This window comes from Cupriavidus sp. 21MJTG02-4 (assembly GCF_057798975.1).
This window is the reverse complement of record NZ_JBYOJP010000010.1, coordinates 236,164-251,021: the sequence shown is the minus strand read 5'-3', so window position 1 is coordinate 251,021 and position 14,858 is coordinate 236,164. Positions and strand designations below refer to the sequence as shown.

The following is a 14,858-nucleotide window of genomic DNA, read 5'->3' as shown; positions in this document are numbered from 1 at the left end:
GTGCCCGCGTACAGCGTGTACACCTCGTAAGGCGCCCGGTCGAGAACCCGTTTCAACTGCGCAGGCGTGTAGTCCGCGCGGGCATTCGCCTTGCGCTTCTCTTCGGCGTCCAGGCCGTTCACCCGCGCCACCACGCCCGACTCGATCGCCACACGGCCGTCAATCTGCACCTTCTTCGGCCCGATGCGCTGCAGCACCTCCATGTTCTCCGGCACCTCGCCACCCAACAGGCCAATCCCCGCCACGCCCATGGCGTTCCAGAGCGCACCGCCACCGGACGGGATCTTGTCGCTCACCACCCCGGTGTCCAGCACATAGATCACCCCAGGAACATCCCGGTATCGCATCGCCTGCTTCATCGCGAACGGCAGCGTGCCGTCATCCGCGATGAAGCCATACGGAATGCACAACCCCGGCTCGCGCGGAATCTCGAACTCCGCCCTGCTGCGGAAGCGCTTCAGGAACGCCCGCATGCGCGCCTCGTTGGATGGCTGCTCCGTGGCAGGGCCTCTGGGCTGCTCGAAGACAAGCAGCCATGGTTTGCGGTAGACGTAGGCGGTCATGATCTGGCCCTGATTCCGGATGCTGTCTTTGTCGTCCTTGTCCACGATCTCACCCCATTCGAAGTCCCAGACGCCCAGGCTGTCCGGCAGCCCCAGGTCGAAGCGACGGTCGATTTGATTCCGCTCCCTCCAGACCTCGTGATGGCGGATCTCCTTCTCCCATTGCTTCCGCCCTTCTGGCGACGTCGACCTTGCCAGTAGCTCCTTGTACGTCGCAATGCTCTCCGTCTGCGATTCCATGGAGTGTTTTTTGCCGAGTTCCAGGCGTTCAAACTGGAAGGCAAACTCCTTGCCCTCCGGATCGAAGATCACGGCCACCTTGGTGTCGCCCACCAGAATTCGGTCGCCTCGGTCAAAGATGGAAGCGCTTTGCCTGGAACTAAACACAGTACTGTCCGTGGGATCCGTGGGCCACTGCACCGGCCCCACCACGTCAAACACATGGCGCCCCAGACACTCCTGCCGGCTCCCGGAGGCAGGCGCCGTATACGCCGATCTTGCGACCTGTTCCAGATCCTCCTGCCAGGCTAGCTCCTCCTCCGCCGCCTGCCGTTCCGCTCGCGATGGACCGCAGCCCATCAGGACGATGATTGCCAGCACGCTCAGCACCCACAGTCCGTTGGTTCGTCTTGTCGTTTTCATGTGGTGGTGACTTCTTGAATGTCAGTTCGACGCCGCTGCGCCATACCCCTTGCCCAACGCCTTCACTTCCGGCAGCGCCGGCGTCGTGGCGCGCAACCGCATGCTGCGCAGCAAGCCTTCGAAGCGCGGAAGGCTCTGTGCGAACGGCGGCGGATCGGATTCCAGCTTCTCCTCCTCCGTCACCTGGTTCCGCGCGAACGTGCGCATCCTGATATCCAGCCACGGCAGCGCCTGCGAGTCCCGCTTGCCGTTGGTGCCCGCGTACAGCGTGTACACCTCGTAAGGCGCCCGGTCGAGAACCCGTTTCAACTGCGCAGGCGTGTAGTCCGCGCGGGCATTCGCCTTGCGCTTCTCTTCGGCGTCCAGGCCGTTCACCCGCGCCACCACGCCCGACTCGATCGCCACACGGCCGTCAATCTGCACCTTCTTCGGCCCGATGCGCTGCAGCACCTCCATGTTCTCCGGCACCTCGCCACCCAACAGGCCAATCCCCGCCACGCCCATGGCGTTCCAGAGCGCACCGCCACCGGACGGGATCTTGTCGCTCACCACCCCGGTGTCCAGCACATAGATCACCCCAGGAACATCCCGGTATCGCATCGCCTGCTTCATCGCGAACGGCAGCGTGCCGTCATCCGCGATGAAGCCATACGGAATGCACAACCCCGGCTCGCGCGGAATCTCGAACTCCGCCCTGCTGCGGAAGCGCTTCAGGAACGCCCGCATGCGCGCCTCGTTAGCTGGCTGCTCCGTGGCCGGGCCTCTTGGCTGCTCGAAGACAAGCAGCCATGGTTTGCGGTAGACGTAGGCCGTCATGATCTGGCCCTGATTCCGGATGCTGTCTTCGTCGTCCTTGTCCACGATCTCGCCGCGCTCGAACTCCCAGACGCCCAGGCTGTCCGGGAGCCCCAGGTCAAAGCGGCGATCAATCTGATTCCGCGCCCTCCAGATCTCGTGATGGCGGATCTCCTTCTCCCATTGCTTCCGCTCCTCTGGCGACGTCGACATCGCAAGCAACTCCTTGTACATCGCAATGCTCTTCGTCTGCGATGCCATGGAATTTTTCTTGTCAAGTTCAAGGCCTTCAAACTGGAAGGCGAACTCCTTTCCCTCCGGATCAAAGATCACGCCCACCTTGGTGTCGCCCACCAGAATTCGGTCGCCCCGGTCATAGATCGAATAGCTTTGCCTGGAATTAAACACAATGCCTACGCTGGGATCCGTGGGCCACTGCACCGGCCCCACCACGTCAAACACGTGGCGCCCCAGACATTCCTGCCGGCTCCCGGAGGCAGGCGCCGTATAGGCCGATCTGGCAACCCGCTCCAGGTCCTCCTGCCAGGCTTGCTCCTCCTCCGCCGCTTGCCGCTCCGCTCGCGATGGGCCGCAGCCAATCAGGACGATGACCGCCAGCGCGCTCAGCGCCCGCAGTCCGTTGGTGGGTCGTGTCGTTCTCATGTGGCGGCGTCCGAATTGGCTTCTTCGCCGTGCGGGATGCCAGATACCAGCGCATCGGCAGTGGGCGATGACTCGAACAGGTCCTGCCCGCCGGGCACCTCGCCGTTGTTGGCAAGCAAGGTCAGGTTCAGGTCGGAAAAATTGTTCTCGTTGGCGGTCCAGCGAACGGGCAAGGCGCAGACGAAGCCGGCGACTTCGCGTGGTGCCGCGTCCCTTGGATTGACCGACGCCTCCCAACTGCGCGGCTTGTCTCCGATCGCAGGGTTGCGCCAGAACGTTTCCAGGAATGGCATACGTTCTTTGAGCTTTCTCGCCTCCTTATCCCAGGTCGGCCAGATTGAGCCGCCAGGGTCCTTCGCGTTCATGTCTGGCTCCGAATACGGCACGTGACTGAACGCCTCTCGATAGGCCTTCGCATTACCCTGCGCCCGCTTCTGAATCGCCGTCCATGTGGCAGGACTGGCCGGATGATCGATCACCCCGACAAGCTCCGATGCGGGTGCTGCGCAATTGCCGCTCAGCCCAAACAGCTTTTTCCACAGGCTCACGCGCAGCTCATGCACCGCCTTACCCACGGGTTGCGGCGATTTCCCGTCAAGCCGAACCTGCGTGATTGCCGTATCGGCAATTACCATCGCCAGTTCGGAATCCCGCGTTCCCAGCAGGCTGCGGTCGTTGATGTTGGCGCTACCGAGGACGGCCACGCGGTCGTCCGCAATCAGCAGCTTGCTATGAACGTAGACCTGCTCCGTCACAACCTTGCCGCCCAGCGTTGCCCAGTGGCGCAGGTTCAGCAACGTAATATGGTTACGCCATTCTTTCGGCACTGCCTCTTCAAGAGCAGCAGGCTTCATCCTTGCTAATTCATCATACTTCCAAAGCTTTTCGTCCTCAGGCATACACGGATTCTCCTTGCGCGCCTTTCGCTCCAAGATCGCGCGCCGGACATTGTTGACCAGGCTGGTGTGGCCAAACACCAGCGACTGCATCGTCAGATGCACCTGCGACATCACGTTGATGGCGTCCAGTTGCCCCTCCGGATGCACCGGCAAGACCATGTAGACATGGAATGGCAGATCCTCCAGGATCGCCCGCCGGATTCTTGCGGCCAGCGCGTGGCCAATCGGGTTCTCGATGCGCTCTTGCGCCTTGCCCAGCAAGTTGAAGGTTTCCACCTTTGCCAGATTGCTCAAATTGGTATCGAAGTCAGCCAGAAAGGCATCGTCCTTGTTGGCCTCCTGAACCACTCGCTTGAGCTTTGCCAGGTTCACCTTCCTGGGAATATCGCGCAAGGGCATGCCGCGCTGCAGCCCGAGCTTGTTCATGTAGAGTTCGCCGTTCTTTGCCGCCCAGGGATCGCGCAGCGCCGCCATGGGGCCCGACCACGGATCATCCGAGGGGACATCCGTACCATAGGCCGACTGAAAGAACTGTCCCTCTACATAGATGAAGTGCTGTGCGCCGCCAATCGCCTTGAGCATTGCCTTCAGGCAGTTGTTCTGCGGCCGCGTTGGCTTTTCACCGCTTGAATTGGCCGCAAACTCGGCCTGACGCATCTGCAACGACGCGCTACGCAGCAATTGCGCCCACTGCGTGCCTGGCTTCGCGGCCTGCGGCTGTGGCGCATGTTTGCGCATCAGTATCGGCAGCCCCTGACCAGACCATGCGCTGGCGGACGCGCCAGTCAGTCCGACGGCTCGCAGCAGCAGATTGATCTCCTTGTAGGCCGGCAAGGCTGCACAAGTCTCCGAGCCGCCTCCTGGTGCCGCCGATGGTAGTGACGTCGATACGCCCGATTGCCTATTTACTGCGCCTGCAGCGCTTGACGAACAATAACGCTTGACCTGCCCATCCCAACGGCTCACGAAGTTCGTTGCCAGTTCGAACACCGCCGGTCCTTCGATGCGCATGTGGACGTCATGCCATGGCATGCGCGGCTGACTCTTCACATCGTGCGTCTTACCCTTATAGGGCATTGCCTTGCGCCGCTCGACCAAGTCCGGCAGTGGCTTGTCGCGCTGGCACGCCGCGTCTGCAATCGACGTGGCACACACCACGCCAAGCGTCTCAATCAGGCGGCCAACCTGCCTGTAAACGTTTGGCGAAAGCGCATCGAGATGACCGCCTCGTAGCCAATCGATCAGCCATGTCACGGCGGCAGCCACATCGGCACCACAGTTCAGCAATTCCTGTCGAATGCCAGGATCGATGTAGTCCCATGTCCGCCGGGCAAGCCATTGCACGGCTTCGCCCGGCGCATCCTGAATGGCCTCCCTGACTTCGGACAACTGCCTGGCCGCATCCTTGACGAACGCCGGCACAAGTTGCGAACTGTCCCACCAACTTTGTACGCGCCATGCGATCTCCTTGTACTGCGAGTTCCTCTCGTCCGCCCAGTCGAGGCCGCTGTTGACAGGGCCCAGGTCAAGTGGAGAAAACCACCAGGCCGCGACTTTGCCCGTCGTCGTTGGAAAGCATCCCGTCAACAGCTCTGTCAGCGGAACGTAGCCGGTCTGCTCCTCGCGAGACAACGTCGCGACCTTGGGGATGCACGTACTGTAGAACTCGTTGCCCTTGCGCCCCTGCGCGGCCAGATTGAACGTACCGTCGTCACGCCGGCCATAGGCAAGGTCCATGCCCCCCATGTAACCGATCTTGTTGTCCACCACGACCATCTTCTGATGGTGAGAAAAACCGAGCAGCCCCAGCCCGCCAGCGATATCGCTCTGCCCCACGGCCGGCAAAGTCCAGGCACGGCGCTGTTTCAAGCCTGCGTTCAACTGGTTCAGTCCGAACAATGTCTCCAAGATGCACGTATCGATCGACAACGGCGGCGGGGCAAGCCATGGCATTACATACACCTCCACGCCGCGCTCGACCGCGCCGCGCAGATGCTCAAACAGCGTCTTGCCGTCTCCCATGTCTACGTCAAAGTTCACCTGCCAGCCTGCGATGAAGATGCAATTTGCTGCGGCGTCGATCGCTTTGGCAACATCGGCGAAGTAGCTCGACCCAGTTACGAAGAACTGGACCTTGTTTCCGGAACTCGGCGCCGAAAACACATCGCCCCATTTGATCCCTTTGAGCTCGCTCGCCAATCCCGGGTCTTGACTCGCCGGATTCTCGGTGCTGGATACAAACCAATTCGGCGCCGAAGGCGAGTCGGATGCTCCCCGCTTTGTCTTTACATGTGTAATCGTCTTTCTGCACATGGTGTCAGCTCAAACTTAGCTTTTGATCGTTTGATAGATGCGCCGAGCGATGGTACTGAGGGCATCCGCCGCGACCTTCACAACCGGCTCCAAGTTTGGGTCTTGCCTCGCGGGATGAAGGTCTGGTGTAAAGTCCGCCGCATTCAGGCCATGCAGCAGCTTGTCTTCGTCCGTCCAGTCATCCGATTCGACTTCGGCATTGATGCGAACCGTATGGCCGGGATACACGAGCCAAGTACGCATGGGATTCGCACAGTACGCGTCGGAAATTTTTTGCTTTTCGTCATCGGACAGCGTGATGTGGCCTCGCTCATCGGTGATGCCCTGGGCAATCACCTTTGACTCATCGATGTCCAACGAGTCCGGTTCCGCCCCATGCGCGATCTTCCACGGCGCATGCGCTAGCGCGAGTCCATTCGAGCCCGGCGTGTCAGCAAGCCGGAACTTGAAATCGAAGCGCTGAGGTTCGAGTTCTGACTTTGGAAGATTTGGCAGCACTGCGGGCTTGCCTGCGGGGGCGCACTTCTGCAGGCTGACTGCGTGGCAAAGAATGTTGTCCGGCGTGCCAAGATGCACCTTGCCATCCTTCAACTGGATGTAGGCGCCGCCGCAGGTCAGCAGCAGTTCGTCTTTGGCTGTCAGTACCACCTTGCGTTCGGTGCTGGTGATCGTAAGATCGTGACGCGCCGTCAGTTCCATTGCGTCGTTCTGGGCCTGCACTTGCACCGTCCCCTTGTTCGCCAGCAGCTTGATTCCCGCCGCATGCGCGAACATGCTGATTGCCTCGCCCGCGGCGACGGTGAACCGCTTCCATGCACTCAGTTCCGCATGCTGGCCAGCATTGATCGACATGTTGACGCCGGCACCCTGGTGGATGTTGCCGGGCGTGGAGACCGCGATGCCTGCTGGAGCCGACAGAAGGAGCACCGCATCCTGCAGGTTCTTGACCTGCTCCTGCAGGAAGGCATTTTGCGTCTTCAGGTCCAGCAGCTCTGCCCCGGCCGTCTGCGCGGCATCGCTCAACTGGCGCAGCTTTTCAAGTTCCTGTTCAAACTGCTGCACGGCAGCGTGCATATCGAGCTGAGGTCCTTCCGCGCCAGGTTGGCCGTCTGCCGAGATGAGCAGGCCTTTTCCCGCTCTCAGTGCACCCCACAGGTCTGTCCGCAGTTCGAACCCATCACCCCGCTTCTTCCCCTGGTGATCAACAAGGTAGCCCAGATTGAGCTGCGTCTTGCCGCCGTACTCGGTGGACAGCTTGATGCTCTCCTGCCCGTTCCTATCCTCAAACCGCAGCTTGTTATTGCTCTGCGTTCGAATCACATTGCGCGACTGCCACCGGCCCTGATTCGTGATCAGGTCCTCATGCTGGCTGTTGTGCTGCACACTCGCGATATACGGCTTATTGGGATTGCCATCGCGAAAGGCCACATCCACGTAAGTGCCATCGAGCAGCGGGAAATGGAAGCCCGTCTGCAACGCCCCGGCGAACGGTTTGGCCAGCGCCAGCGGCACGCTCTCGCAGCCGTTTGGCCATTCGTCGAAATCCACATCGAAGCGGACCGTGTAGTGCCCTTGCTGCGTGAGGTAGGCATACTTGTACCGTCGTGGCGAAGTGACGCGCGCACTCAGCGTGCCGTGAATCCTCGGCCAGCTGTCTTCATCCATCGGCAACCGGTAACGCCGGTCCGATGGGATCGCCTTGAAGGTATTGCGGTAGGCCGCATCTCTTGCCCCGCTGTGAATGACCTCGGTGATCACCTGCCCGTTTGGTGCATCGGGCAGCGCGTGGTCCATGCGCAGGATGCGCGCCGGACGCAGATCCAGCACATTGCTCTCGCCGGCGTAGATCAACTGCCCGGCAAATTTCGCCTCATGTCGCAGTTGCGCCTCCCACTTGCCTCCGTCGAAGTCCAGGTGGTGCGTGCCATAGACATAAGACTGGCCGTAGGTCGTCCTCTCCTTGGGTGCGACATTGGCTTCACCGGTGAGGCGCTCCCACGCCAGGTCAGGATTGAAATCCGCGACCCGGAACGATTCCGGCACCGTCATCGCGTGGGTCTGTAGCGAGAACACCGTTTCCTGTCCGGATTCCAGCCCGGCTGTCTCCCGGTAAGGCATGCGCAGTTCGGGCTGGTAGATGTAGTGGTCGATGTCGTCCCCGAACACCACCATCTCGCCAAATTTTCCGGGCATGAAATAGCAGTACATGCCCTCCTGTTCCATCAGCAAGCGGATGTACGACCAATCCGACAACTGATACTGAAAGCGAAACTTATGTTCGGGATATTTCCGACGCAGCTTGAAGTCAAACTGGTGACCCTGCAGGTCATGACGGCGCAAGATCGCCTCAATGATCTGCGGGGCAGTCTGGTGCTGGTAGATGCGGCTGGCACGCGTGAGTTGCAGCCGCGCAACAAGCGGCTCCAACACGATTTCATAGCCCACGAAATCGCGAGTCTTCCTTGTTTTGCTAAACCGCGTGATACAGCCTGCAAACTTTCGCGGCTCCGCGCCATCGGCCGTGTCGATCAGGAAGGTGGCTGCCTTGCCCAGATAGTCGGCACGATCCAATTCAAGCGGATGCGTCAGCCGAATGGTGACGGTATAGGGCTTACCCAGACGCTCCACGGCCTCGAAGGAAACCACCGAGAGCGCCGCAGCGCTCACCGTGCCGGGCACCTGCACGAAATACGACTGCCGTCCTGTCAGCCCTTTGAACAGCGCGCCGCCGTAGTTCTTCAGTCCCTCCACCAGATCCGTCATTCCCTGGGCTCCGTTGTCAGCGTAATCAACCGCAAAGCAGTGCCGATGTGTCGCTCAATTCATCGTCCTGCGCGCCGCACGGTAAGCGCTTTCGCTTACGCCGGGAACCCCTTTGGATCCGTCTTCGAACAATTCTTCGATCTATGACAACATTTATTATCGGTTCGGAAATGTTCTATTTCTTCTCGAAAATCGACGTGCTACTAATCATGACCAAGCGCCGCGTTGATCGTTGTTCAATAAATTTAGCAACCGCTAAAGACAGAGATAGAGGATTCATGAATGGCCGATAGTTTCCAGAACGAAGTGCCCAAGGCACGTGTCAATATCAAGCTTGATCTGCATACCGGTGGTGCGCAGAAGAAAGTGGAGTTACCGCTCAAGCTGCTGGTGATGGGCGACTACAGCAACGGCCAGGAGACGCGATCCCTTGCCGAGCGCGAGAAAGTTTCCATCAACAAGAACAACTTCAATTCAGTGCTCGCCGACTTCAACCCGAAAGCGAAGATTGCGGTGGAGAACACTCTCATTGGTGATGGTACTGAACTGCCAGTCGACCTCGACTTCAAGTCGATGGACGATTTCAAGCCTGAAATCGTGGCCGGCAAAGTGCCCGAACTGCGCGCACTGATGGCGGCGCGCAATCTGCTGCGCGATCTGAAGTCGAACCTGCTCGACAACGCCATGTTCCGCCGCGAACTCGAAAAGATCCTCAAGGACCCGGGCCTGTCCGAACGCCTGCGCGCCGATCTGCAGAAGATCGGCGAGGCCGCCCCGGCAGATCCGCCCGCCCAGTAATCATCCTTGAGGAGTGAACCCAATGACCAAGCATGAAATCGCCGCCCGCACCCAAAGCGAAGCCGACACCGTTGTGCTGGATGCGCCCGGCAAGAGTGTCTATGAATCCCTGTGCGAGAAAATCAACCTGACACCGGTCAAAGCCACGCGCCCGGTGGAATCGTTCCAGAGCCCCGATGCGCTTTCTGAATCGTCGCTGGATGAACGCGTCGCGCAAGCGATGAACGTCTTCCTGAAGATGATTCAGGATTCATCGCAGCAGGTGGACCGACTCGACAAGAGTTTGCTCGACTTCCATATCGAGCACCTGGACCAGCAGATCAGCCGCCAGCTGGATGCGATCATGCATAACGAAACGTTCCAGCAGATTGAATCGGCCTGGCGCGGCCTGAAATTCCTGGTAGATCGCACCGACTTCCGCAAGAACGTAAAAATCGAAGTGCTGGACGCGTCAAAAGACGCCCTGCGCCAGGACTTTGAAGACACGCCCGAGGTCATTCAGAGCGGCCTGTACCTGCATACCTACATCCAGGAATACGACACGCCGGGTGGCGAGCCGATCGGCTCAATCATTTCGAATTACGCGTTCGACCGCAGCCCTCAGGACATTGCCCTGCTACGCAACATCTCCAAGGTTTCTGCGGCCGCGCATATGCCGTTCATTGGTTCCGTCTCGCCAGCCTTCTTCGGCAAGGAGTCGATGGAAGAGGTCGCCAGCATCCGCGACATCGGCAACTATTTCGATCGCGCCGAGTACCTGAAGTGGAAGAGCTTCCGCGATTCGGATGACGCGCGCTATATCGGCTTGACGCTGCCGAGCGTGCTGGCGCGCCTGCCTTATGGTCCCGATACGGTTCCGGTGCGCGCCTTCAACTACACCGAGGCGGTCAAGGGTCCGGATCACAGCCGCTATCTGTGGGCCAATGCCTCGTTCGCGTTTGCCGCCAACATGGTGCAGAGCTTTATCAAGAACGGCTGGTGCGTGCAGATTCGCGGCCCGCAAGCTGGCGGACTGGTCGAGGACCTGCCGATTCACCTGTACGACCTCGGCACCGGCAACCAGGCAAAGATTCCCACCGAAGTATTGATCCCGGAAACGCGCGAATTCGAGTTTGCCAATCTCGGCTTTATCCCGCTTTCCTACTACAAGAACCACGACTTCGCGTGCTTCTTCTCCGCGCATTCGGCCCAGAAGCCGGCGCTCTACGACACCAAGGAAGCTACCGCCAACAGCCGTGTCAATGCGCGCCTGCCGTACATCTTCCTGCTGTCGCGGATCGCCCATTACCTGAAGCTCATTCAGCGCGAGAACATTGGCACCACCAAGGACCGCCGCTTGCTGGAACTGGAGCTCAATACCTGGGTCAAGACGCTCGTCACCGAGATGACGGATCCCGGCGACGAACTGCAATCCTCCCATCCGCTGCGCGAGGCCAAGGTGCTCGTCGAAGACATCGAGGACAACCCGGGATTCTTCCGCATCAAGCTCTTTATCGTGCCGCACTTCCAGATCGAGGGCATGGACATCAACCTGTCGCTTGTGTCGCAGATGCCCAAGGCAAAGACCTGAGCGGCGACAGCCTTTCCTGACACGTTGACCCTGAAGTCGTTCCGCTGCAAGGTGGCTGCGCAGCCGCCCTGCGGCGTCTCCCATGCGGAAAGACGTTCTCCGCGTACCAGTCGAGCACGATGAAGATAACAAGACCGCTGTGGGCGCAGGGCATTTTCATGACCCCGCAGCATTTCCAGCAACAGGCGTTGTGGCATCGGTATGCCGACGAGCATATCGCGCGCATGGCGAGCCCCGATCCCTGGGGCGTGGTGCAAGTCGGGCTCGACCCGCAAGCACTGTCCATCTCCCGGCTGATGGTGAGTACTCTCGCCCTGCGGCTGCCGGATGGCACCGTCGTTGATACCGATACCGCGGACCTTGCGCCGCCTGCCCGCAATCTGGACGACGTGCCCGCCCAGCAGGAGAGTGTTGTCGTGCTGATCGGCCTGGCGCTCGTCGACGCGCAAGGCGGCAATTGCGTCGAAGCGGGCGAGCGGCCCGCGCGGCCGCGTCGATTCCTGCGCGAGTATCTGGAGATCGCCGACCTGCATGGGGAAGGCAAGGAAGAGATCAGCATCGAACGCCACGCACTGGCGCTCTTGTTCGACTTCGAGGCAGTTGGCGATTACGTAACCTGCCCGATCGCGCGGCTGGTACGCAGCCCGCAGGGACGCTTCGAGCTGGACGCGGCCTTTGTGCCCCCCTGTCTCTTCCTGTCGGCAAGCGCCCGGCTAACCGAGCGGATGAACCGGCTGTCTGAAATCCTGAGTGCCAAGAGTGCCAGTCTAGCCGTGCGCCGGCGCCAGCGCTCGGACCAGATCGCCGACTACGCCGTGGCCGATGTCGCGCTGTTCTGGCTGCTGCACAGCGTGAACAGCACCTGGCCAGAACTGGCACGCCTGTGCGCCGCGCCGCGGCAGCATCCCGAACGCCTCTATGCGGTCCTGGCACGTCTGGCTGGCTCGCTGCTGACGTTCTCCACCACGGACACGTTGCAGGCCATTCCGGCCTATCACCACCTCGCCCCCGAACCTGTGTTCGCGGAACTGGAGTCCCTGATCCGCACGCTGCTCGACACAGTAATCCCGTCACGCGTGGTACCGGTGGCGCTCGAGCGGGCCCGGCCCACCGTATGGGTCGGCAAGATTCTCGATGAGCGCCTCGTTGAAGGGGCCGAGTACTACCTGTCCGTCCAGGCAGGCCTGCCCTCCCATGCGCTGCTCGAGCAGTTGCCGCGCCTGTGCAAGGCGGGGGCACCGGACGAGGTGGAACAGATTGTCAACTCGGCGCTGCCCGGTATCCCGCTGCGCACCATGTCGCGTCTGCCCGCTGCCATTCCCGTGCGGATCGAGAACCAGTACTTTGCGCTCGACAGCGCCCACCCTGCCTTTCAACGCATGCTTGACGCTCGGGCTTGCCACTTCTACGTCCCTGCCTCGCTGCCAGACGTGTCGCTTGAACTCTTCGCGGTATTGCCGGTATGACATACCCCGCCATGATGCTCCCACTCGCCGTGCGCGATACCGCCCTGACGGTCGCGCTACTTTCCGACGCTGCAAGGCCATCGCTTAGCGTCGAGGCATTCCGGGCCAAATGCCTCGAGCAGGTGTCTCGACTGCGCGAAGAATTCTCGACGCTCGGCCAGCCGGCAGATGTGATCGAGGATGCCGCTTATGCCCAATGCGCCTTGCTGGATGAAGTCGCGTTGGGCCAGCTGCAGGGCACCGACCGCGATGCCTGGGAGCGAGAGCCCCTGCAGGTGCAGCAATTCAAGAGCCACAACGCCGGGGAGGCCTTGATTGCCCGCATCGAGCGTCGCCTGGCCGAGCCGCAGCCTGCGTTGCCGCTGCTCCATTTATTCCACGCCGTCCTCGGTCTGGGTTTCAAGGGCCGGTATGCCTTGGAAGACGCCGGCGCTCGCGCCGCGTTCATGCGCACGATCGATGAGCGACTGGATCGTGCCGGCTGGAATGCGTCCTCCGGTCCGGTGCTGGTGGCCAGAGGCAAGACGTCGCGCTGGCGCAATTTTTCGCCGCTTGCCTGGGTGGCCGCCGCTAGCGTTGGCGCCGTCCTCGTCTACTTCGCGCTGGATCGATGGCTGGCGGCATCGATCCTCGCGTTGGCAGGCTGAGAGAGTTTTCGTGACCGCCTACCCTTACCGCTCGATCATTGGCTGGATCGCAGCACTCGCCCTGGCGTGGCTGACATTCAGTTCCCCCTGGCGTCCAACGTGGAACCTGCTGCTTGCCGCCTTCACCATCGTCCTGGCGCTCGCAGCCATCGTTATGGCCACCCGCCTGCTGTGCACACGCCGACGTGCCGCGCAGCCAGTGCTGCAGGCCGTCCAGGCATCGCTCGACGCGCTGCCAGGCGACATCCGGCGCAATACGCCCTTGGTGCTCGCGGCAGGCGACGCGCCCGGCGCCCTGGCGAAGGCATTCGGCAACGCGCTGGTGCGGATCACCGATATGGCAATCTGGATCCGGATCGACGACCCGACCCGGCTGGCACATGTGTCGGTTGCGCTCAGGCACTGGCGTGAGGGACAGGGCCCGGATGCCGTCGCCTGTCTGATCGGCGCCGACCACGCCAACGATGCCGGCGTGCTGAATGCCGGGCTCCGGCGCTGGCGCGCGGCCATCGGCGAGGCCAGCCGCGCGCTCGGTTACCCCTTGCCAGTTTGCGTTGCAGTCTATGCGGAGGAAGCCAATGGTGCGCCGGAAGATTGCCCGTGGTTTCACGCCTCTGGCATCGATGGGCTGCTCGCCGACGCGCACGCATCGGTGGTCGCCGCGCGTGCCCAGCAGTATGTTCGGGCTGCTGTGCCCGCCGACCGCCAGGGCCGCATGTTCCGTGCCGCGCGCATCGACGCTCTGGCGCGGTGGGCAACCGGTGCGTTGCTGCCGGCGCTTGTCGACGACCACCGCGATGGCTTCCGATATCGCCGCCCGATGCAAATTGCCGGCTTCGGTGTCACCCTCGTCGCAGGTGTTCCCACACCGGATTCGCTGCTCGCGCACTTCACCGAGCAAGCCACCGCGTTGACTCCAGTTGCGAGGGATAGCCGTCGTGCCGCCTACCCGCTGCCTGAGCCACTGGTACAAGGCGTTGCGCTGCAGCCTGTGCGGCGCGTAGCCCCGCGGGCGTTGGCACACGCCTTTGCCTGGCTGGCGCTGGCGTTCTGTGCTGCCTGCGCGGCCTCAGCCTGGCAGAACCGGGCGCTGGTGACCCGCGTCGTCAACGACATGGCCCGCTATCGCGCCATCGGGCCGGAGCACGACGCCGCCCGTGTCGATGCGCTTCAGGCCATCAAACGGGACCGCGAGGAACTCGATCAATATGCGCGCGCCGGCGTACCCCCGCAACTCGGCCTGGGCCTTTACCGCGGCGCCCCCCTGCTCACTCCGCTCAATGCATTGATCGCGGCATATCAGCCGCCGGCACCGCCGCCATCGACCATTGAACTCGACAGCCTGTCTCTGTTCCGAAGCGGCAGCGCCGCCTTGAATGCCGGCTCGAATCGGGTCCTGATCGGTGCGCTCGAAATGATCAAGGCGCACCCCGACAAGCGCGTGCTTGTGGCCGGGCACACCGACGCGGCTGGCACCGCTGCCAGCAACCTCAAGCTTTCCGAGGCCCGCGCAGCGTCGGTCCGTGACTGGCTGGCCGATGCCGCCGGTCTGCCGCTGACTCACTTTGCCATCCAGGGCTACGGCGACACCCGCCCCAAGGCTCCTAACGACACCGACACGGGCCGCGCCGCGAACCGCCGTGTCGAAATCACGCTCGTCCCCGATTGTCGCGATGTTCATCGCGACAATCGGAAAACCTCGGGCCAGTCGGCCTGTTCATTCCAGCAGAAGGAGTAAG

The 14,858-nt window shown here is 61.6% G+C and carries 8 protein-coding genes and 1 pseudogene; 5 read left to right on the top strand and 4 right to left on the bottom strand.

Annotation, left to right across the window (positions count from 1 at the left end):
* From AC3FKH_RS20970 to AC3FKH_RS20955, 4 genes and pseudogenes are all read right to left on the bottom strand, one after another.
* Positions 1-1,205, bottom strand: a pseudogene (locus tag AC3FKH_RS20970) (hypothetical protein); the annotation flags it as partial.
* Positions 1,206-1,226: 21 nt separating this feature from the next.
* Positions 1,227-2,663: a hypothetical protein gene (locus AC3FKH_RS20965; RefSeq protein ID WP_488677733.1), complete on the bottom strand. Its 1,437-nt coding sequence runs from the start codon at positions 2,661-2,663 to the stop codon at positions 1,227-1,229.
* Entirely contained in the window at positions 2,660-5,761 is a 3,102-nt protein-coding gene (locus AC3FKH_RS20960; protein ID WP_488677732.1) for a phospholipase D-like domain-containing protein, read from the bottom strand. The genes AC3FKH_RS20965 and AC3FKH_RS20960 overlap by 4 nt, the downstream gene beginning before the upstream one ends.
* A gap of 129 nt (positions 5,762-5,890) precedes the next feature.
* Complete coding sequence (locus AC3FKH_RS20955; RefSeq protein WP_488677731.1) at positions 5,891-8,638, bottom strand: type VI secretion system Vgr family protein; 2,748 nt, start codon at positions 8,636-8,638, stop codon at positions 5,891-5,893.
* A 282-nt stretch (positions 8,639-8,920) separates the two neighbouring features.
* Here AC3FKH_RS20955 and tssB point away from each other — a divergent pair, with 282 nt between their 5' ends.
* The 5 genes from tssB to AC3FKH_RS20930 all read left to right on the top strand — a co-directional run bounded on the left by tssB (position 8,921) and on the right by AC3FKH_RS20930 (position 14,857).
* Positions 8,921-9,436: a type VI secretion system contractile sheath small subunit gene (gene tssB / locus AC3FKH_RS20950; RefSeq protein ID WP_488677730.1), complete on the top strand. Its 516-nt coding sequence runs from the start codon at positions 8,921-8,923 to the stop codon at positions 9,434-9,436.
* Between the two features lie 22 nt (positions 9,437-9,458).
* Positions 9,459-11,006, top strand: a complete 1,548-nt coding sequence (tssC, locus tag AC3FKH_RS20945) for a type VI secretion system contractile sheath large subunit (RefSeq protein ID WP_488677728.1) — start codon at positions 9,459-9,461, stop codon at positions 11,004-11,006.
* Between the two features lie 119 nt (positions 11,007-11,125).
* Positions 11,126-12,472, top strand: coding sequence for a type VI secretion system baseplate subunit TssK (gene tssK / locus AC3FKH_RS20940; RefSeq protein ID WP_488677726.1), 1,347 nt, complete (start codon positions 11,126-11,128; stop codon positions 12,470-12,472).
* On the top strand, positions 12,469-13,119 hold the full coding sequence (locus AC3FKH_RS20935; protein ID WP_488677725.1) for a DotU family type IV/VI secretion system protein: 651 nt from the start codon (positions 12,469-12,471) through the stop codon (positions 13,117-13,119). The genes tssK and AC3FKH_RS20935 overlap by 4 nt, the downstream gene beginning before the upstream one ends.
* A 10-nt stretch (positions 13,120-13,129) precedes the next feature.
* Positions 13,130-14,857 carry an OmpA family protein gene (locus tag AC3FKH_RS20930; RefSeq protein WP_488677724.1) on the top strand — a complete coding sequence of 576 codons (1,728 nt, stop codon included), beginning with the start codon at positions 13,130-13,132 and terminating at the stop codon, positions 14,855-14,857.
* Position 14,858 lies beyond the last annotated feature (1 nt).